This window comes from Bacillus sp. MM2020_4 (assembly GCF_011250555.1).
Taxonomy (GTDB): domain Bacteria; phylum Bacillota; class Bacilli; order Bacillales; family Cytobacillaceae; genus Neobacillus.
In genome coordinates this window covers 46,440-67,196 of sequence record NZ_JAANMZ010000010.1, presented here as the reverse complement: position 1 = coordinate 67,196, position 20,757 = coordinate 46,440, and the positions used below count along the sequence as shown (strand labels likewise).

At 39.0% G+C, this 20,757-nt stretch carries 23 protein-coding genes; 1 reads left to right on the top strand and 22 read right to left on the bottom strand.

What is annotated here, in order from left to right:
* Positions 1 to 35: 35 nt before the first annotated feature.
* The 22 genes from G6554_RS09465 to G6554_RS09360 all read right to left on the bottom strand — a co-directional run bounded on the left by G6554_RS09465 (position 36) and on the right by G6554_RS09360 (position 20,483).
* Positions 36 to 602 (bottom strand): ReoY family proteolytic degradation factor, encoded by a 567-nt coding sequence (locus G6554_RS09465; protein WP_166241106.1) that lies wholly within the window; start codon positions 600 to 602, stop codon positions 36 to 38.
* Positions 603 to 643: 41 nt separating this feature from the next.
* Positions 644 to 1,900, bottom strand: coding sequence for a tetratricopeptide repeat protein (locus G6554_RS09460; protein WP_166241104.1), 1,257 nt, complete (start codon positions 1,898 to 1,900; stop codon positions 644 to 646).
* A gap of 25 nt (positions 1,901 to 1,925) precedes the next feature.
* The gene (locus G6554_RS09455) at positions 1,926 to 2,822 is read right to left on the bottom strand and encodes a hypothetical protein (RefSeq protein WP_166241102.1); all 897 of its coding nucleotides are present in this window, start codon (positions 2,820 to 2,822) and stop codon (positions 1,926 to 1,928) included.
* Positions 2,823 to 2,920: 98 nt separating this feature from the next.
* Complete coding sequence (aroA, locus tag G6554_RS09450; RefSeq protein WP_481747916.1) at positions 2,921 to 4,198, bottom strand: 3-phosphoshikimate 1-carboxyvinyltransferase; 1,278 nt, start codon at positions 4,196 to 4,198, stop codon at positions 2,921 to 2,923.
* Between the two features lie 37 nt (positions 4,199 to 4,235).
* The gene (locus G6554_RS09445; protein ID WP_166241098.1) at positions 4,236 to 5,342 is read right to left on the bottom strand and encodes a prephenate dehydrogenase; all 1,107 of its coding nucleotides are present in this window, start codon (positions 5,340 to 5,342) and stop codon (positions 4,236 to 4,238) included.
* A gap of 11 nt (positions 5,343 to 5,353) precedes the next feature.
* Positions 5,354 to 6,442: a histidinol-phosphate transaminase gene (hisC, locus tag G6554_RS09440; protein ID WP_166241096.1), complete on the bottom strand. Its 1,089-nt coding sequence runs from the start codon at positions 6,440 to 6,442 to the stop codon at positions 5,354 to 5,356.
* 40 nt (positions 6,443 to 6,482) lie between these two features.
* Complete coding sequence (gene aroH / locus G6554_RS09435; RefSeq protein ID WP_166241094.1) at positions 6,483 to 6,854, bottom strand: chorismate mutase; 372 nt, start codon at positions 6,852 to 6,854, stop codon at positions 6,483 to 6,485.
* A gap of 21 nt (positions 6,855 to 6,875) precedes the next feature.
* Positions 6,876 to 7,946, bottom strand: a complete 1,071-nt coding sequence (gene aroB / locus G6554_RS09430) for a 3-dehydroquinate synthase (protein ID WP_166241092.1) — start codon at positions 7,944 to 7,946, stop codon at positions 6,876 to 6,878.
* A complete protein-coding gene (gene aroC / locus G6554_RS09425; RefSeq protein ID WP_166241173.1) occupies positions 7,946 to 9,118 on the bottom strand; it encodes a chorismate synthase in 1,173 nt (390 codons plus the stop codon). The genes aroB and aroC overlap by 1 nt, the downstream gene beginning before the upstream one ends.
* Before the next feature lie 156 nt (positions 9,119 to 9,274).
* Positions 9,275 to 9,721: a nucleoside-diphosphate kinase gene (ndk, locus tag G6554_RS09420; RefSeq protein WP_166241090.1), complete on the bottom strand. Its 447-nt coding sequence runs from the start codon at positions 9,719 to 9,721 to the stop codon at positions 9,275 to 9,277.
* Between the two features lie 133 nt (positions 9,722 to 9,854).
* On the bottom strand, positions 9,855 to 10,817 hold the full coding sequence (gene hepT / locus G6554_RS09415) for a heptaprenyl diphosphate synthase component II (protein WP_166241087.1): 963 nt from the start codon (positions 10,815 to 10,817) through the stop codon (positions 9,855 to 9,857).
* 43 nt (positions 10,818 to 10,860) lie between these two features.
* Entirely contained in the window at positions 10,861 to 11,565 is a 705-nt protein-coding gene (locus G6554_RS09410; protein WP_166241085.1) for a demethylmenaquinone methyltransferase, read from the bottom strand.
* Positions 11,566 to 11,568: 3 nt separating this feature from the next.
* Positions 11,569 to 12,390, bottom strand: coding sequence for a heptaprenyl diphosphate synthase component 1 (locus G6554_RS09405; protein ID WP_347564286.1), 822 nt, complete (start codon positions 12,388 to 12,390; stop codon positions 11,569 to 11,571).
* Positions 12,391 to 12,595: 205 nt separating this feature from the next.
* Positions 12,596 to 12,832 (bottom strand): trp RNA-binding attenuation protein MtrB, encoded by a 237-nt coding sequence (gene mtrB, locus G6554_RS09400; protein ID WP_166241083.1) that lies wholly within the window; start codon positions 12,830 to 12,832, stop codon positions 12,596 to 12,598.
* A 38-nt stretch (positions 12,833 to 12,870) separates the two neighbouring features.
* Positions 12,871 to 13,434 (bottom strand): GTP cyclohydrolase I FolE, encoded by a 564-nt coding sequence (gene folE / locus G6554_RS09395; RefSeq protein ID WP_166241081.1) that lies wholly within the window; start codon positions 13,432 to 13,434, stop codon positions 12,871 to 12,873.
* A 281-nt stretch (positions 13,435 to 13,715) separates the two neighbouring features.
* The gene (locus G6554_RS09390) at positions 13,716 to 13,988 is read right to left on the bottom strand and encodes an HU family DNA-binding protein (protein WP_007084878.1); all 273 of its coding nucleotides are present in this window, start codon (positions 13,986 to 13,988) and stop codon (positions 13,716 to 13,718) included.
* Positions 13,989 to 14,340: 352 nt separating this feature from the next.
* Complete coding sequence (spoIVA, locus tag G6554_RS09385; protein ID WP_166241079.1) at positions 14,341 to 15,819, bottom strand: stage IV sporulation protein A; 1,479 nt, start codon at positions 15,817 to 15,819, stop codon at positions 14,341 to 14,343.
* A gap of 298 nt (positions 15,820 to 16,117) precedes the next feature.
* The gene (locus G6554_RS09380) at positions 16,118 to 16,828 is read right to left on the bottom strand and encodes a hypothetical protein (RefSeq protein WP_166241078.1); all 711 of its coding nucleotides are present in this window, start codon (positions 16,826 to 16,828) and stop codon (positions 16,118 to 16,120) included.
* Between the two features lie 32 nt (positions 16,829 to 16,860).
* Positions 16,861 to 17,046: a DUF2768 domain-containing protein gene (locus G6554_RS09375; protein WP_166241076.1), complete on the bottom strand. Its 186-nt coding sequence runs from the start codon at positions 17,044 to 17,046 to the stop codon at positions 16,861 to 16,863.
* A gap of 273 nt (positions 17,047 to 17,319) precedes the next feature.
* Positions 17,320 to 18,375: an NAD(P)H-dependent glycerol-3-phosphate dehydrogenase gene (locus G6554_RS09370; RefSeq protein WP_166241074.1), complete on the bottom strand. Its 1,056-nt coding sequence runs from the start codon at positions 18,373 to 18,375 to the stop codon at positions 17,320 to 17,322.
* Positions 18,376 to 18,397: 22 nt separating this feature from the next.
* Positions 18,398 to 19,708 carry a ribosome biogenesis GTPase Der gene (der, locus tag G6554_RS09365; protein ID WP_166241072.1) on the bottom strand — a complete coding sequence of 437 codons (1,311 nt, stop codon included), beginning with the start codon at positions 19,706 to 19,708 and terminating at the stop codon, positions 18,398 to 18,400.
* A 166-nt stretch (positions 19,709 to 19,874) separates the two neighbouring features.
* Positions 19,875 to 20,483: a YphA family membrane protein gene (locus tag G6554_RS09360; RefSeq protein ID WP_166241070.1), complete on the bottom strand. Its 609-nt coding sequence runs from the start codon at positions 20,481 to 20,483 to the stop codon at positions 19,875 to 19,877.
* Positions 20,484 to 20,591: 108 nt separating this feature from the next.
* Between G6554_RS09360 and G6554_RS09355 the strand changes: the two genes are divergently transcribed.
* Positions 20,592 to 20,732, top strand: coding sequence for a YpzI family protein (locus tag G6554_RS09355; protein WP_166241068.1), 141 nt, complete (start codon positions 20,592 to 20,594; stop codon positions 20,730 to 20,732).
* Positions 20,733 to 20,757: the final 25 nt, after the last annotated feature.

Genomic DNA, 20,757 nt, shown 5'->3' with positions numbered 1-20,757 from the left:
ACATTTTAAAAGATAAAGTAAAAAAGGAAGTCTGCTTATCGCAAACTCCCTTTTTGTTCCGTCACCATTAGTTTATTTAATTTTTCTGTTAATAGCTGAAATGCTACACGATCTTGCTTATCAAGTGCTTCATCAATTAACCCCAGTAATTTTTCACGTTGAAACCGTTCGATACTATGCTGCAGCAATTGTTCCGCAATGACTCCATCCTTTTCATTAACTTGTAAATGTTTAGGAACGAATGGATTTTCTTCAAGAACTGCCGCATATTGATGCGCTTGATTGGAGGCGTGAAAATTTAATTGAATAAAAATATCCTCATCCCGATTTAACCGGATGTCATGAAAGGATTTCTCAGCATCAGTAGTCATAACATTTTCCTTATAAAAGCGAAACGGCACTTTATCGACACAATGCGTTGACATAATCAAACCCCGCGGGCAATACTGTGCTTGCTCAACAAAATGAACCTTTTCCATTAGTTGATCGTGGCTCATTAAGTAATTTAGAATCCATACACATTCTCTTCTTTTTAATTGATAATGATTTAAAAACCAGCGTATAAAATCCTTCTTCTCGTTGACAGAAACAGGGGTTGCCATGATAGTTTCCCTCCTCTGCATAATCAGCTTTTTTATTTCTACTAATTGGTTAAACGTTCAAGTACTTCTAAATACTCACCATTGGTCGGGTCTACACTTAGTAGCTGTTTAAAAATTTCGGCGGCACGGGCCGTTTTTCCTTCTTCAATGAGAAAATATCCGTAATCCTGTAAAAAGGCTTCATTATTCTTTAAAAAAGTATATGCACTTTCATATTTGTCTAATGCGTAAGAAAATTCTTCAAGTTTATCGTAAGCAAGTGCTAAGTCCCATAGTATCTGTGGCTCTTCATCTTCCATAATATCAAGCTGAGAAATTAACTCAATCACATCCGCATACCTTTCGTGCTGCAAAAAGAACTTATTTAACGTAAGGGCGGCCTCGATAAAGCCAGGATCAATGGCAAGGGCCTCACGGAAATATTGTTCAGCTTCGTCAGCCTTTCCAAGCTTCAAAGCTATTTTTCCACCGTAGAAAAATAATTCCTTATTAAATTCATCCTGCCCAATGCCCTCTTTAATCGTCTGGAAACTGTTTTCTAGCTCTTCTTCTCGTTCATAGCTTAACGCTAAATGTAAATAAAGTGAATGATATTCGGGATCAAGCTCCTTTAATTCAGTAAACTTTTCAATCGCTGTCCGATTGTAACCTGCTTGAAGTGAAGTGAAAGCGTAGCCGAATAACGTGTTAATTTCTAACTTTTCAGCTAGTGCTTGATCATAATAGGTAAGGGCGTCTTCGAAAGCTCCGGAGGTACTTAAAAGATCTGCCATCCGACCATGGATATTAATACCGGCAATTTCGTTTTCCTCTTTTAAAACTAGTTCAAAAGCTGCCATCGCCTTAATAATTTCACCCTGCTCGCTATAAAGCTCTCCTAAGGCAAAATCAATAATAACCTCATTTGGCAATAATTCTTTCGCCTTCAAAAGTTTTCGTTCACAAACTTCAAAAAGCCCTTGAATTTGATAAAGATCCGCCAACAATAGTAAAGACTGGCCATAATTAACATCCTGTTCCGAAATTTTTTCCAGGACAAGGATGGCTTCCTCTTCTTCTCCCGATTCAACTAAAATTTCACTTAACAAAATAAGGAGTTCTCCCTCTTCAGGGTAACTTTCCAATAGGCTTTCAACTAAGGCCTTCGCTTCCACCAAAAATCCATACTGGAATAATTCTTCTCCAAGTAGGAACTTTTCTTCGTGACTACCGTTTTTTAATATAAGATTATATTCATTTAAGGCCTGTTTATGTTGACCATTTTCTAACATATTGATAATTTTATTAACTCGATCCATTGACCTTTACCTCTCGTTCCCATAATTACAAAGAAAAAAATGCCGGGGTTCTCACCTTAACATATTCTCCATTACCGGGTTTAAATAAAACGGTATTGCCTGCACGGACAACTTTTCCTTTGTGAACTGTAACTACTAGCCTATCACTATGATAATGAAATAAACTTACTTCATCAACATTCTTGATTTCTCTTCCCTTTATAAATAAGTTATAACTTAATTCAGTACCATTCATAAGACTAGATTTTTGCGGGTATAATCCGATTTTGTTTAAAACAGGAATAGGCAATGGCCAGTCTTCTTTTACTACCTCAGAAAGCGCTGGAATTTTTTCTTTTTGTATGATAGTATTCCATTTCGACAAAACGGTCTTCTCTTCCTTCTTTTGTGAACAAGAAATTAGTGGAATGAATGGGCAGTTGAACGGAAACATAGCTTCCCTAATCCATCCCCATGGAATTTTCTCCAATTCGTCCAGGTCTTTCAGATCAACAAAGATAGCGGGAACCTTTTCTTTTTTACACTTTCTTATTAGTGTTGGGGTGATTAAGCGTAGCGGGATTCTAATCCCAATCATAAAATCAATTGGGCTGCTCATTAATGCTGTTTTCATGCCTAACATTTTTTCAGTTAATTCATTTTCATACAGCAGATCAACATAAGTTAACAATGTGGTACACCCTTTTAACAAAAAGTGTTCAATCAAAAAATCCTTTAAATCTTGAAAAGAACCTTGATATGGAATGTTCGAATTAAAAAGGACATAGGACGGGGTCATAATATACGGTTCAAAGTTCATCTTTATGAATTGGTATCGTTTGAAACCAGCTTGAATCGCTGCTATTTGGTCATCATTAATTAATAGTGAACATGTTTGAAGTTCACTATTTTTAAGGATATTGGCATTTTCAATGATATACAACGGCCCTACCACCCTTTTCCTCTTTAAGACAAGCTATGCGTAAAGTTTGAAAACTATGACGTTTAAACAAAAGAAAAAGCCGCATTAATATGCAGCTCTTAGTGGATAAGGTTATTTAAATGGTCGAAGAAGTTTGGGTAGGATACTGAGATGGCTTCGGATTGCTCCAGTTCAACATCGTTCTTACATAAAAGGGCAGCAATTGAGAGCATCATTCCAATTCGATGATCTCCATGACTAGATACACTGCCACCATCTAAAGGTGTTTTTCCGTGGATAATCATTCCATCGTCTGTCGCTTCAATCGAAGCACCCAATTTCCTTAATTCTTGGACAACAGTATCAATGCGATTGGTTTCTTTTACCTTTAATTCTTCAGCGTCCTTTATCACGGTTGTACCGTCAGCCTGTGTTGCAAGGAGCGCAATTATCGGAATTTCATCAATTAGTTTAGGTATTAACTCACCTTCAACAACCGTACCTTTAAGATTTGAAGTTTTAATAATCAGGTCACCAACTGGTTCAAATGAGTCATCGTCCTTTTGAACAATCTCTAAATCCGCGCCCATTTTCTTCATTACTTCGATAATTCCAGTTCGCGTTGGATTGAGTCCGACATTTTTTAAAACAATTTCACCCTCTGGAATAATGGCCCCGGCAACAAGGAAGAAGGCTGCTGAGGATATATCACCCGGAACATGTATGGTTGCGGCTTTCAGACTTTGTCCGCCTATGACAGTAATCGTTTTGTTATCTTTATCGATTTTTCCACCAAATTTTCGGATCATTCTTTCCGTATGATCACGGGTTTCAGCGGGTTCGACAATCTTACATTCCCCCTCAGCTTGCAGCCCTGCTAAAATTAACGCGGACTTTACCTGTGCGCTAGCCACAGGAAGCTCATAATGAATTGGTGTAACCTGCCCTCCTCGGATTGAAATAGGAGTAAAGGCCCCGTCGTTTCGCCCGTCAATCCTTGTTCCCATTAAAGCTAATGGGCTAGTTACCCTTGTCATAGGCCTTTTTCCGATTGACTCATCCCCCACCAAAGTCGAGAAAAATGGTCTTCCGGCCAATATCCCCATTAATAACCGAATAGTAGTCCCAGAGTTCCCCACATCCAAGACCTCATTAGGTTCTGTTAATCCTTCAAAACCATTACCGATAATCCGAAGGCCGTCATCCACTTCCTCAATTGTGACCCCAAGCTTTTGAAAGCACGATATGGTACTTAAACAGTCATCCCCTGGCAAAAAGTTAGTAATCTTTGTTTCGCCATGTGCAATCGATCCAAACATAACCGATCTATGCGAGATGGATTTATCTCCTGGGATGGTAATCTCACCAAATAATCGCTTTATATTCGTTTTCAGTATCAATGATGTCATTAAAAATCACCTTTTTAAAATCATTTTATATTCCAATTGAAGTTGTATAGCTTGAATAACTGCCAATACACCGTTCAGCCCTTTGCCGATCATCTTCCGTCTGAAAGCTAATGACTAAGACTCCATTTATATCTTCCCGTGTTTCAAGAATGCGGATGTTAGTGATGCTGATTCTTTCCTTTGCTAAAAAGCCGGTTATTTCTGAAACGACGCCGGGGTAATCTGGTATATCGACAAACAAATCATAAAATGCAGGTATCGCCCCTTTTTCTTTTTGAGGCAAACCATCTCGGAATTGCTTTGCCTGTTGAAAATAATCAAAAATAGCGGCACTATTTTCCTTTTCTAACAAGGTTTTAACCCCATTCATTTCGATCTGCCATTGATCTAGGAGTTCAATTAGTATCTCACGGTTGTGCAGTAAAATATCTTTCCACATTGCCGGACTGCTTGACGCAATACGTGTGATATCCCTAAATCCGCCTGCCGCGAGACGAGGGATGAGTCCTTCTGCCTCGGCAAGCTTTTCCGTTTGCCTAACAATCGATGCCGCAATAATATGCGGAAAATGACTGACAATACCGGTTAAATAATCATGATTTCCTGGGGTGATAGTTAAGAATTTGGCATTGGTCCCGATTAACCATTCCTTTAATCGTTCAACCCTTGACCCTTCAATATATTCTTCAGGAGTTAAGAGATAAAAGGCGTTTTCGAATAATATTTCTTTTGCGGCAGAAACACCGCTTTTATGTGAACCTGCCATAGGATGTCCACCAATAAACGTAATTCCCTTTTTCGTTAAACTGGCCGCACTCTCAACAATTTTGCTTTTTGTACTGCCGGTATCTGTTACGATCACCTCAGGATTAAGTGGAAGTTCAGATAAAAGCCGGATGATGTTCTTCGTTTCATTCACTGGTGCCGCAATAATGATTAAATCAGCATCGATGGCACCATCATCAATATTTTCCGCTATTTCATCTATAACTCCCAGCATTTTCGCAAGTCTTGCCTGTTCACCATTTATATCAAATCCTACGACAACAGCTTCATGGTGCTCCTTCTTAACACACAATGCTAAGGAACCGCCAATCAAGCCCAAGCCAATTACAAAAACACGGCCATTCAATTTAAATCCCCTCAGTTCGCTTCTAAAAATTCACCTAATGCCTTAAGGACCCCTTCGTTTTGCTCAGACGAGCCAACTGTTATTCTGACCGCCGTCGGGAAGCCAAGGGCTTTTCCGGAGCGCACAATAAATCCTTTTGCTTGCAAATATTGAAAAATTTCATCACCATCGATTTTACTATCAATTAAAATAAAATTGGTCTGTGAAGGATAAAATTTAAGTTGATATTGCTCGCAGAATTCATAAAACTGTGCTAGACCCTGTCTGTTTTTATCTCGGCAAACTTCAACAAATCCCTGGTCCTTAATTGCTTCACTGGCTGCTAATTGACCTAACGAATTCACATTGAAAGGTTCTCTAACCGGTTCAAGTGCTTTAATAATGGCGGGATTAGCCACTCCATAGCCAACTCTTAGAGCTGCAAGTCCATATATTTTAGAAAAAGTCCGAAGCACAATTAAATTTTCATACTTACGCGTTAAACTAATGGCGTCATAATAATCTTCCGCAACTACATATTCATAATAGGCCTCATCGAGCACCACAAGGATATGGTGCGGAACCTGTTCTAAAAATGGAATTAATTTGTTCTCCGGTATATATGTACCCGTCGGATTATTAGGACTGCAGACCCAAATGACATTTGTTGACTCGTCAATTGCTTGTAGCATGGCATTAAGATCATGTTCTCCGTTGATAAGAGGAATTTCGTTAATGATTGCCCCCTCAATTACAGCATTGTGCTTATATTGCGAGAATGTTGGGGTTGCCATGATCGTGCTGGCATTCGGATGCAAAAGTGCCCTTGAAATGATTTGAATTAAATTATCAGAGCCATTGCCTAATATAAGCTCTTCCTCTTTGACCTGTAAAAATGCTGCAAGTGTTTCTCGTAAATGTGTAGCGTAGCCATCAGGATAAAGGGCTAAACTTGTAGGATAGGATTGAAGAGCGGAAAGTGCCTGTTCCGAACATCCAAACGGATTTTCATTCGATGCCAGTTTGACAATCCGATCCAAGTTAAATTGTTTTTTTACCGCCTCAATTGATTTTCCAGGTTGATAGGGAGTCAGTGATAAGACTCTCTCTTTCCATCTCATTTTTCCCACTCCATTCGATCTGATTTTTAAGATTCTATTACTACACTAAACTACTGCCAAGGTCTGGTCTTAACACCTTTGCATCCTTTAAATATACATGGACAATTTCTTCCTGTGGTTTGCCTGTATTTACGTGCATCATAATTCTTACGCACATTTCCAGAGAATTAGGAACAGGAATTTCCCGCATACACATTACTGGTACATACGTCCATCCTGCGAATTTCCGCAATGCCTTAGCAGGGAACGCCGCATTAACATCCTCAGTGGTAGAAATCAAAATCGAGGCGACGGTATCGGGTTGAATATGATTAACTTCAATTAATTTAGCCAGAAGCTCCTCTGTCGCAGAGACAATTGCTTCTTCAGTATTTGTGCTAACCGTCGTTGCTCCCCTCACCCCTCTAATCATGAAAAATCCCCCTTTTTTTAATTAAAAACTTTTTAGTTCTTCCAATAATACTGGTTCAGTTATTTCCAGAAGCCTAGGCTGTCCTACTTTATCCAATAAGACAAAGTGAATGGACTCGCCTACAGACTTTTTATCCTGTTTCATTTTGCTAATCAGGCTTTCAAACGATAGTTGCGCGGGTATGGTGGTTACATACCCCAACGTTTTAACCCATTCAATAAACTCGTTTAATTGGAATGAAAGCCCCAGCAGTTTTTGGCTTAATTTTAATGCAAAAATCATCCCAATCATAACCGCTTCCCCATGGGTAAAGTTCCCATAACCCATTTCTGCTTCAATGGCATGTCCAAGTGTATGCCCTAAATTCAAAAAGGCGCGGACACCAGTTTCTCTTTCATCCTCTGAGACAAATTCGTTTTTTATTCTTATCCCCTTTACCAAAGAGCCTGATATTTGCGTCAATGGTAAAGAATGCAAATCCTGAATATTTGTCTTTAACCATTGATAGAAATCCGGATCCGCAATAAGGGCATGTTTAATAACCTCAGCAAACCCCGATCGGATTTCCTGAATTGGCAACGTTTTTAACAGTTCCAAATCATAAAAAACAGCTTCAGGCTGATAAAAAGCTCCAATCATATTCTTTCCAAGTGGATGATTGATTGCTACTTTCCCACCCACAGCACTATCATGCGCTAGGATGGTGGTAGGAACTTGTATAAATGGGACGCCCCGCATATAGGAGGCAGCAACAAAACCCGATAAATCCCCTATTGCACCGCCGCCGAATGAAAGAATGACAGATTTCCGATCCAAGCGGTTTTCGAGTGCGGTTGATAAGGCATCATAAAATACTTCAAAAGTTTTTGCCTTTTCACCACCTGGTGCGGTATATACCACCGGATTCCACTGTTTTAAAGTGAACAATAATTTATCAAGATGAATTTTTGCAACGGTTTCGTCTGTTATAATTAATATTCGTGTAAGATCAGTAAAATGATTGGTTAAAAAAGGGCTAAGCTCCTTTCTAACCCCTTCGCCAACAAATACAGGGTATTTTTTTGAGGCTGTTTCGATTTGAATGGTTTCCATTAAAACTCCCTCGCATATTCACGCTGTCTATTTATTTCTTCAGCAAAGGTATCAAAACGGTCACTGTAAAATTGTTCAACAAGGGCGTTCGCAAGCTCCCAAGCTACGACATGCTCTGCTACAACGGCTGCAGCAGGTACAGCACAACTATCAGACCGTTCAACACTCGCAGCAAACGGCTCTTTCGTTTCGATATCAACACTCATTAATGGTTTATATAGTGTTGGGATTGGTTTCATTACACCTCTGACTACAATAGGCATCCCTGTGGTCATCCCGCCTTCGAACCCGCCAAGCCGGTTTGTCTTGCGGTAATATCCTCTTTCCTGGTCCCAAAGAATCTCATCATGGACTTCACTTCCAGGCTTTCTTGCCGCTTCAAACCCTATACCAATCTCTACACCTTTAAATGCATTAATACTCATAATAGCTGCCGCTAATTTCCCATCTAATTTACGATCGTAATGAACATAGCTTCCTACTCCAGCCGGCATTCCTGTCGCAATAACCTCAACAACCCCGCCAATGGAGTCACCGTTTTTCTTTGCTTCATCGATTGCATTCATCATTTCCTGCTCTACATTTGGATCTGCTACTCTTACCGGAGAACTTTCTGTACGCTCTTTTAAGTTAGCTATCGTTAAGGAAGGATCTACATTCGCCTTAATTCCGCCAATTTCGATCACATGTGCAACAAGTTCAACTCCTAATAAGGACAAAAGCTTTTTGGCAACAGCACCTGCTGCCACTCGAACAGTTGTCTCCCGTGCTGAAGACCGCTCCAGAACATTTCTCATATCCCGATGACCATATTTAATCGCACCATTTAAATCAGCATGGCCAGGTCTTGCCCGAGTTACCTTTCGCTTTATTTCTTCCACTTCTCCTTCTTCAATAGCCTCAATACCCATAATTTTTGTCCAGTGCTTCCAGTCATTATTTTTCACGACTAAAGCAATTGGCGAACCCAGTGTTTTTCCATGACGAACACCAGAAACAATTTCTGCAGTATCTTTTTCTATTTGCATGCGTCTTCCACGGCCATGACCTTTTTGGCGTCTAGCCAGTTCATCGTTAATATCTGTGGCCTCTAGCGGCATTCCTGCTGGCAGACCCTCTAAAATTGTAGTCAGCTGCGGCCCATGGGATTCCCCAGCCGTTAGGTATCTCATTCCCATACTCTTTCCCCCTTCAACTCATTAAAGAATTATGTATCAATATATCATATCATGCTTAATAAACATAGTATAATAATTCAGATAATTTTTGAATACGATTACAAAAAAGGCACTTGTATCGTTAAATACAAGTGCCTTTTACATGTTAGATTAATAAATCCATTCGTTGACTACCTTAGAGTACTCGACTACCCCAGTATCTTTAAAAAACAAACCAATTTCACGCTCTGCACTAGCAAGTGAATCAGAACCATGAATCACATTCTTACCGACTGTTAGACCAAAGTCTCCACGAATAGTCCCAGGTGCTGCATCCTTTGGATTCGTCGCTCCCATCATTTGACGAGCGGTAGCAATTACATTCTCTCCTTGCCATACCATTGCGAAAACAGGGCCAGAAGTAATGAAATCTACTAATTCTCCAAAGAATGGTCGTTCCTTATGTTCGCCATAATGCTCTTCAGCAAGCTCAGTTGGAATGCTCATTAATTTAGCCCCAACTAATTGAAAGCCCTTTCTTTCAAAGCGTGCAACGATTTCTCCAATAAGATTCCGCTGTACTCCATCTGGCTTTACCATTAAAAAAGTTTTTTCCATGAATTCCACTCCTAATTGATTATGTATATTGATTGTATCTTCAGAGAACAATCCATGGAAAATGTTATCACTTTTTTGAATATTTAGCAACATGGAAATGTTTAGGCTCTTTTTTTAAATTCTAGGATATATGCTAGAATTTCCGTCTGCCAATATATTTCGCAATATCCTGCAGTGTTTTTTTAGCTTTATTTTCTGGCAGTTCTTCTAATATAGCCAACGCTTTATTTAAATACTGATCACTTAAAGCAAATGATTTCTCGATGGCACCAGATTGTTTGATAAGAGAAATAATGGTAGAAATTTCCTTGGGGGTCATATTCTCATTTACTTTTTCAATTTCCCTCTTAATCTCGTCCGTTTCCATTGCGAAAAGAGCCGGTGCCGTAATATTCCCTTGTAAAAGATCACTGCCCGCGGGCTTTCCTAATGCCTTCTCAGTTGAAGTAAAATCTAAAATATCATCGATGATTTGATAAGACATTCCTACATAATAACCAAAACGGAATAGCCGCTTATGAAAGACTTCTTCTACCCCCGCAGCAATTGCCCCTAATTGGCAGCTTACTGCAATTAACAAAGCTGTTTTCCTTTTAATACGACGAAGATAATCCCGAAGGTTTTGATTAAATCGGTATTTGTCTTTAATCTGCTGAATTTCCCCTACTGTTACTTCAACAATGGTGTTTGCCAGTATTTTATGGGCAGCAGGTTTTTCGATATTTGTCATTAATTCTAATGCAAGGGCAAAAACAAAGTCGCCGGTATACATCGCGATTTTATTATCCCATTTTGATTTGACTGTTGGCTGGCCTCTGCGGAGATCCGCATCATCAATAACATCATCATGGACAAGGGACGCCATATGAATGAGTTCAAGAGCCACAGCAACATTTTTCATTACATGTATATCATATTGGCCAAATTTACCTGCAAGTAAAACAAAAACAGGACGAATTCTTTTTCCTCCGGCTTGTAAGGTATGCATTGAAGCCTGTTTCAAAAGAATAGACTCAGTTTGTATTGTCTCTTCCAGTTCTTTTTCGATTATGTTAATATCCGAATTCAAAAATGAATACATCATTTTTAATTTCATACGTATTCACCCAGCTTTTCATCCTGTCTTCAACTATAAAGAATTAATTTTTTTTGCCGATATGCACAGCCGCCGCACCGCCACTATAACTCTTGAATTTTACGTCTTTAAAGCCAGCTTGCTCAAACATTTTGGCAAGCTCCTTCATTCCTGGAAAATCGCGTGCGGATTCATGGAGCCACGCATATTCCCGAAAGCTTTTCGCTAACAACTTTCCAAATAACGGCATAATATAGCGGAAGTAAAAATAATAAAGCTGCTTATATCCGACTAAAGTAGGCTGTGACGTTTCAAGACAAACAGCAATTCCCCCCGGTTTAACCACGCGATGCATTTCTTTCAATACCTGCATGTAATCCGGAACATTCCTTAACCCAAAACCAATCGTTACATAATCAAAACTGTTATCAGGGAAAGGAAGTTCCATCGCGTTACCATGGATTAAATGAACCTGTTTCAGCCCAAGTCCTTTAACCTTCTCAATCCCTACATTTAACATATTTTGACTAAAGTCTAAACCTGTTACTTCCCCATTAGTGCCAACTGCCTCAGCCAAGGCAATGGTCCAATCGGCCGTTCCGCAACAAACATCAAGAGCTTTTGAACCAGGCTTAACATTCATTCTTTTCATGGTGTCTTTTCGCCACTTAATGTGCTGCTGAAAACTAATAACCGAGTTCATTTTATCGTAGTTATCAGATATCTTTTCAAACACATTATGAACGCGTTGTTCTTTCGATTGCTGCATGATTTACCCTTCTTCCACAAAAGATTTTGCATTTGGCTGAAATTGCTTCAACAGTAACGAAACCCTATTTTCAAGCAAGTCATTTAAATAAGGGAGCTGTTTTAATCCCTTTTCAATCACTTGTTTCGAAAGTTCCAAATAGTGGTCGCAAACCTGTACTAAGTGATTCCGCTGTCCACTTGACAATTCTTCCAGCCTCGCTTCATTACCAGGGAAGCTCATGATCTTCAATGATTCAAATAAAACGGATCTTTCCGATTGAAAATATTGCTTTTTTTCATGCAGTAACCGTTTAAACAAAAATAAATGAGCAAGAAAATCATTACAAAAATCTACCTTGAAATAATCAGAGAGCTTTGTTAGCAATGAACTTTCAATCCGCATAATGCTTGTCATCAATCTTTCTATTCCCTCAAGTTTATTATGGTAAATAAAAATCTTATTTTCATTGACCTCTTTGACCCCTTTTGAAAGGGATTTAATCATCATGATATCTTCCGATTCAGCAAGTAGTTTATAATACAAACCACTGAAATAATCCCCGGCAAGAACAGTTAATTGACGACTTTTTTCATCCTTTGATGCATTGGAAATATGTTCATGGGTATCAAGGGCAATTTGTATTAACATCGTTGACAATGCATAGTTCTTGATTTCGCTAAAGGACAATTCGAGTCGGTCCATTATGGAGATGAGGATAAGGAGCTTATCTTCATCAATAATTGGAGTTTCAATATATGCGAGCAAATATGAGTCATAGGCCCTTTTTTCAATCTGCTCCCTGATAATTGTATATTTTTGTCGAATATCCTGCACGCTAATCACCCTTGCTTCCCCGAAGTAAAATATTTATGTACTTAATTTTCTATTTAAAGGAAAAACTCGTGCCCATAATGAAGAAAAAATAAACATCTGGCTCCTATAAGGCAGACATCATTATAACATAAAAGGCATCATATGGGCAGGATTTCACAAAATAATCATCTCAATGCTTCATTGAATTATTACCAATTTGGCAAAAATACGATTCTTATTTCTTCATTTCACTTTCAAGTTCACCAAACTGTGTCAAAATTTTTGCATTTCCCCTAATTTTAATTGCTGAAGTATGCTCAGTAAATTGAGCTATAAGAACTTCTCCTTTATCAAGCTTTTCTGAATGATGAAATTTCGTATCTGTTCCTCGTGTTAATCCAATAACATTGACACCATCCTCGATAGCTTTTATGACAATGTAATCATTATTTTGCTGATTGCGCTTTTCCATTCTAATCACCCCAAATATATTAGAAATTGCCGTTACTATTATTTAATTAAGGAGAGTACTTCAGAGCGGGCGATGGCATCATCTGCAAGAACGCCACGAACAGCTGTAGTTATTGTTTTCGAGCCAGGTTTTTTTACACCGCGCATCGTCATGCACATATGCTCTGCTTCGACTACGACCATTACCCCATGCGGTTCTAATTTCTCCATCATGCTGTTTGCTATGGTCGAGGTAATCCGTTCTTGTAGTTGTGGCCTTTTGGCAACTGCCTCTACTGCCCTTGCTAATTTACTTAAACCAGTGACACGCCCATTTCGTGGAATATAAGCGACATGCGCTTTTCCGAAGAACGGGACGAGATGGTGTTCACACATCGAATAAAATGGAATATCTTTTACTAACACTAGCTCTTCATGGTCTTCGCTAAAAATAGTTTCAAAATGCTGTTTTGGATCCTCATTTAATCCGCTGAACACTTCTTCATACATTTTTGCCACTCTTTTTGGTGTATCTAGCAATCCCTCTCGATTTGGGTTTTCACCGATTGCATCTAATATTAAACGTACCGCATCTTCGATTTGGGCACGGTTCACTTCTGGCATACTAAATTCCTCCTATGGATATCAATCAAGTATAGACAACAACTACATCTTAGCATAATCCCATCTTTACAGGCAAAAAATCTAACATGAGCATCAACTCTCAACCCTACCATGGAAATAAAATTAGCGAACGAGCCGTAGTCACCTAATAAAGGCGGTGTGAGCAGAGCTTGAATTCGCTTTTGCGACGCTCAGTCCCTTTTCCACAAAAGAAAAAAGGCCATGGAATTTCCCATGACCTTTTTGCTTTTAGCATGCCGCTTAAAGCAATAATTATGTAATTATTTTACTGCGTCTTTAAGCGCTTTACCTGGTTTAAAAGCTGGTACTTTGCTAGCAGCGATTTCAATTTCATCGCCAGTTTGAGGGTTACGACCTTTACGCGCTGCGCGCTCACGTACTTCAAAGTTACCAAAACCGATTAATTGGACTTTATCACCATTTTTTAAAGCATCTAAAATCGCATCAAAAACAGCATCAACTGCTTTAGTAGCGTCCTTTTTAGAAAGCTCGCTTGCTTCAGCTACTGCATTAATAAGTTCAGTCTTGTTCATGCCATTCACCTCCTCCCAAATAAATTATCAAGATTCGTAAATAAGATTACTTATCTACATTTCTAAACAATTTTTCTAATTTCTATACGTCATAGCGCGGTTTTATTACCAAAGTAATACATTATGACTACTCTTGCTTAGGTAAATCTACTTTTTTATTGAAAACCCTATGAAATAAAGGATTCAAGCACTATAACGTAATTCTGTTAAAAGATTATCATAATCAATTAAGCATATCAAGAAGATTTCATGAAATAATGGTAATCTTTTCTTTCATTCAACAAAATTCTACCATTTTTGACTCTATTGATGGGAAAATCGCAAAAAAAAGACTCCTAATGGGAGTCGACAGCTAGAGGATAATGGCTATTAAGCCTCCAGATCCTTCATTTATGATTCTCTCTAATGTTTCCTTTAATTTATATCTTGCATTCTCCGGCATCAAGGATAGCTTGGCTTGGATTCCCTCACGGACAATGGAACTTAAACTGCGCCCAAAGATATCGGAATTCCAAATCGATAGTGGATCGTCCTCGAAGTCCTGCATTAAATAGCGGACAAGCTCTTCGCTTTGTTTTTCTGTGCCAATAATTGGGGCAAATTCCGATTCAACATCAACTTTAATCATATGAATCGATGGAGCTACTGCTCTCAGTCTCACTCCAAATCTTGCTCCTTGGCGGATGATTTCCGGTTCTTCAAGACTCATATCAGCTAATGTAGGTGAAGCAATCCCATAGCCTGTTTGTTTGACCATTTTTAAAGCATCCGCAATATGATCATATTCGGCTTTGGCATGAGCAAAATCCTGCATTAGTTCCAGCAGATGATCCTTCCCTCTGATTTCTACCCCTACGATCTCTTTTAAAATATCATCATATAATTCATCCGGAGCAATTAAATCAATTTCAGCCACCCCTGTGCCCATTTCAATACCAGCTAACCCAGCCCGCTCAATAAATTCAAAGTCACTAAACTGTTGGACAACATAGTCCACATCTCGTAATCTCTTGATATCTTTTACTGTTTCTTTCACTGCCTCCTGATAGCTTTCACGGAGCCAATGGTTTTCTCGCAGGACCATAACCCAGCTTGGTAAGTTGACATTAACTTCAAGCACTGGGAACTCGTATAATGCCTCACGGAGAACGTTGAGAACGTCACTGTCACGCATACTTTCCACACTCATGGCAATTACAGGGATATCATATTTCTCAGCCAGACTTGATCTCAGTGTTTCCGTGCTTGGGTGGTATGGCTGCGCACTGTTCACTACCATAATAAATGGCTTACCAACTTCCTTCAACTCATTTATCACTCTTTCTTCCGCTTCAATATAGTTGCTTCTAGGGATTTCACCAATTGTTCCATCCGTTGTAACCACTACCCCAATGGTGGAATGTTCTTGGATAACTTTTCTTGTGCCAATTTCAGCGGCTTCATGAAATGGAATCGGCTCTTCATACCAAGGCGTATTGATCATTCTCGGACCATTTTCATCCTCATAGCCTTTTGCCCCTGGAACGGTATACCCTACACAGTCTACAAGTCTGATATTCACATTCAGGCCTTCATCAACATGAACAGTGGCCGCCTGATTTGGGACAAATTTAGGCTCAGTTGTCATAATTGTTTTTCCCGCAGCACTTTGCGGCAGCTCATCAAGTGCACGGGATCTTTCAGCCTCACTGTGTATATTCGGTAAAACAACAAGCTCCATAAATTTTTTAATAAATGTTGATTTTCCTGTTCGTACAGCTCCTACTACGCCTAAATAAATATCACCGCCTGTTCTTTCGGCAATATCTTTAAAAATATCGACCTTTTCCAAGTGATCCCCTCCCGATCATAGAGTAAAGTGGGATAATATCATCCATTTTAGGTATTTTTGGACAGTATATATTTATGACGTTGTCCTATCTAGTTATGACACTTTTCTAAAATTTTTACCTCCTTACCATAAATTCACCTGGTGCATGCTTATCTGTATTTCGCTGAACATTTAATTTTATGGAGGGTTTCTAACCATAGTCACGAATATTAGCCCATAAAGGCCAATACCACGATTTTATTTTTCCACATAAAAAAACCCTTCTCCTACAATATATTTCTGTGGAGAAGGGTTATGACTATTCTTCTAAAAATACAGGCTCTTTGCTTTTTGAATCGACTGTGTAAGGCAATGAATATGCCGGAACAAACATTGAATCCTCCACTAAAATGGAACGAATATCTTCGCCCGGATTCAGATTTGCGTTCGTGTCCTTAAGTGCCTGATAAAGATCTGGCCGGTAATCCACGTATATTTCAGCGTCGCCCGATACAACCAATGAGAGGTTCTGATTTGTATATGGGCTAACAACATATGGTGGCTTCTCATACCCTAATTGTTTATAATCTAGTGAAAATACATTTTTAGCAATCTGTTTTTTATAAGGAGGAAACCCGTTCGATTTTATTCTTAATTTAATATCACGAATGGTATCAGTCATCCGTAAGTCAAATAATTTAACGGTTGGATTCGTCTCCACATCAACGAGGACGTATTGAAATACCCCCCCGCTTTCAAAAGCATTTCCCGGCGGTTCAGACATATATTGTGGAGCGATCTTTTTAAATTCAATCGGATATTTCTGAAAGATTGGTGTATTCGCATCCCTTGTTTTAATTGGCAGGATGCCATCATTGTCCTTTTTAAAATCATCAACAGCTGTTTGGACTGCTTGGATTTGATCTTTATAAGGGGTTTGATTCTGTGCTAAATCTTCTTTTGGGTACATACATCCGGACAATAGCATAACGGTTACAACTAGAAAATAGCCCAGCCATTTTTTTTTCATAAAATCACCTTTTATCTATGTAATTAATCCCGTTAACCGAGGAATACAATCAATAGGCTCAATCCGGCAACAATCAAAAATACATATGCAATGATCGCTGTGATAACCCGAAGAACCCCTCTTAACTTATACCTGCTAAAATAAATCGTTATAATGGCAAGAAACATAAGCGCCATACCGGCAACCGATATCCACATTTTTATCATACCTGGCGACAAACTTCATTCCCCCTTTTCCGACTGCTATTATAGCACAAGAAGTGCGAAGTCACTAGCTGTTGGGGCGCAATAGCTGGACAAATCTCAAAGTCGATGTTTATTATCTCAACAAAAAAAACTGAAGTAAAGAGGGGCGAATTCTCTACTTCAGATCATTAGACTAAATAACCCAATCTCCAGCGTCATCCTAACAGGATGCTTCGTTGCATTGTATGCAGCAAAGATAAAAAGCGCGTCAGGAGAACGCCTAATTTAATCATGAAAAGGCATATTTTAGTCTTCAGTATATTTTTCATCCAAAATATTTACTAAATCTTCCATCTCGTGTGTTTTGCCACGAGCCATTAACACATCCACGGCATCCTTCGGATTTTTACCGTTAAATAAAACATTATAAAGTGCAGTGGTTATGGGCATATTGACATCATATTTTTCAGCTAATTGATAGGCCGCTTTCGTTGTTCTGACCCCCTCAACAACCATTCCCATGTTAGCAAGTACTTCATCAAGTGTTTGTCCCTTACCAAGCAAATTACCGGCTCTCCAGTTCCTTGAATGAACGCTTGTACAGGTAACAATTAAATCACCTATTCCAGTTAATCCGGAAAATGTTAGCGGATTGGCGCCCATTTTTGTCCCAAGACGGGCAATTTCCGCTAATCCTCGGGTCATCAACGCTGCCTTGGCGTTATCACCATAGCCAAGTCCATCCGTAATGCCAGCTGCTAAAGCAATGATATTCTTTAAGGCACCACCAATTTCAACTCCGATTACATCAGAATTCGTGTATACCCGAAAATTGTGGTTGATAAATAAATCTTGAATTTTTACAGCAGCTTCCATATTTTCAGAAGCGACTGTTACCGTTGTTGGATGCCTAAGGCTAACTTCTTCAGCATGACTTGGGCCTGAAAGGACAACAACATCTTTTAAGAGTTCTTTCGGTATTTCTTCCTTAATCATTTCCGTGATGCGTAAAAGAGTATCAGGCTCAATTCCTTTACTTACATGGGCAATCGTGATAGGGCCTGCTTGTACGGCACGGATTTTCCCAAGAACTTCACGGATAGCCTTTGTCGGAACCGCTAAGATAACCGTTTCCACTCCCACAATAGCATCACTTAAAGAAGCATAGCCGACAATTAATTCCGGTAGTGCAATTTCAGGTAAATATTTTTTGTTCGTGTGAAATTCATTGATTTCCTTCACCTGGTCTTCATTATGACTCCATAATCGAACTTCGTGTGCATTATCCGCCAGCACAATTGCCAGCGCTGTTCCCCAGCTCCCAGCACCTACAACTGCTATGGCTGCTTTTTTATCCTGCATGAAATATACACCCGCCTTATCTTTATTTTCTTTCTCTCGCATAAATTTTGATAGGGGTTCCCTCGAATCCAAAGGCGTCTCTAATTCGATTTTCTAGAAAGCGCTCATAGGAAAAATGCATTAATTCAGGTTCATTGACAAAGACCACAAATGTTGGAGGTTTGATGGCCACTTGGGTAGCATAGTAAATTTTCAAACGTTTCCCTTTGTCTGTCGGAGTTGGATTCATAGCAATTGCGTCCATAATCACATCATTTAACACACTTGTTTCAACCCGCATAGAGTGATTTTCACTTGCGGTATTGATCATTGGCAGCAGGGTATGGATTCGTTTTTTCGTTTTAGCTGATAAAAACACGATTGGCGCATAACTTAGAAATAGGAAATGTTCCCTTATCTTTTGTTCAAGCTCTTTCATCGTCTTCTCATCTTTATCTATCGCATCCCATTTATTGACCACGATAACAACGGCACGCCCCGCCTCGTGGGCATAACCGGCAATCTTCTTGTCCTGCTCAATGATTCCCTCTTCTGCGTTAATAACCACAAGAACAACATCAGAACGTTCAATCGCTCTCAGCGCACGGAGAACACTATATTTTTCAGTCGTTTCATACACTTTGCCCTTTTTTCTAATTCCTGCGGTATCGATAATGACATATTTTTCACCATTATACGTATATGGGGAATCGACGGCATCACGAGTTGTACCGGCAATATCGCTGACGATTACTCGATCTTCACCCAAAATAGCATTAACTAGTGATGACTTTCCGACATTTGGCCGACCAATTAAAGAAAACTTGATCACATCGTCATCATAATCCAATTGTTTGTTTTTTGGAAAGTGTTTTGCTGCCTCGTCCAATAAATCGCCAAGACCCAGTCCATGAGAACCAGAAATAGGAATGGGTTCACCAAAACCAAGTGCATAAAAATCATAAATTAGTTCGCGCATTTCGGGGTTGTCGATCTTATTAACCCCCAACACAATCGGCTTTTTCGATTTATATAATATTTTTGCTACTTCTTCATCTGCGGCAGTTACTCCTTCGCGACCATTTGTTAAGAAAATAATCACATCTGCCTCATCAATCGCCACTTCTGCCTGCTGACGAATTTGTTCTAGAAACGGCTCATCGCCAATATCAATTCCACCTGTATCGATAATATTAAATTCATGTGTCAACCACTCACCTGAACTATAAATACGATCTCTTGTTACCCCAGGAATATCTTCAACTATGGAAATACGTTCACCGGCAATTCGATTAAAAATCGTTGATTTTCCAACGTTGGGACGCCCTACAATGGCAATAACTGGTTTTACCATTCTGATCGCCATCCTTTCTTATATTAAAAAAATTTATTGTCATGTTAGCAAATCATCCATAAGTTCTTATTAAGTAAAGAAACCCTTCTGTCATCTAGAAGGGCCTAACTTTATTATTTTATCAATGTTAACCCTTTCCCGCAATGGAAACCTCATAAGAGTTTTTTCAGGTAGATTTTTGCTTTCCTTTTTCAAAAAAGTGAAAATGACTTTGGAATATACTTCCTGCATTTTCTAAAAAGCTCCATCCAACGAGCAACACAACAAGTAAGGCACAAACATCTAAATACTCAAATGCTCCAATTGGATATGGAAAGGGAAACTTATTTAGGATAAATGCATATAAAAACTCACCCTGCATGGTGCCGATTATGATAATCAGCAATCGTCCTTTTAATGTTTTTTGCAAAAGGATGGCAAGGTACCCAAAAACAATTCCCATCATCCATTCCTTCTTAAAAATGATCCAAATAGGATCAAAGATTTCAAATAAATGAAAGGTTACATAGGCGATGGAAACGATTAATGAACAAATAAAATAGTAGATGATTGCTCCTCGTTTTTCCTTGCTTAAAAAGAAATAAGATGTCATTAATAAAAATACACCACTCGCCCTTATTTCAAAGCTCCCCGCCTTAAAATGAAAATTTGACAAATACAGCAAGATGAGAATGATAGCTGAGAGTTTTAATCGATATGGACTTTTCTTATTTTGAACAAATGTAAGGAATACCCAAAATGACCAAGAAATCCAATAAAACATGGTGCCTTCCATTCCATTCACCTCCTATTATCAACATTATTGGTAATCTTTATGTACTTTCATACTTCTTTGAATAATATTTCCAATGTGAATCATCTTATTAAGAGGAGGTGTGGATGAATGGGAAGAGACCGCCAAGAAAAAAAGTTAAAAGCTAGTGGAAGAGTGGAGTCAGACCGTAATCAGGCGTTGCACTATCCAGGTGCGACCAAGCTATCAAGCCCTGAAGAGGCACGGGGTTTGAATGATGGTAAAAGATAAACACAGACAATGAAAAAGCTCTCGC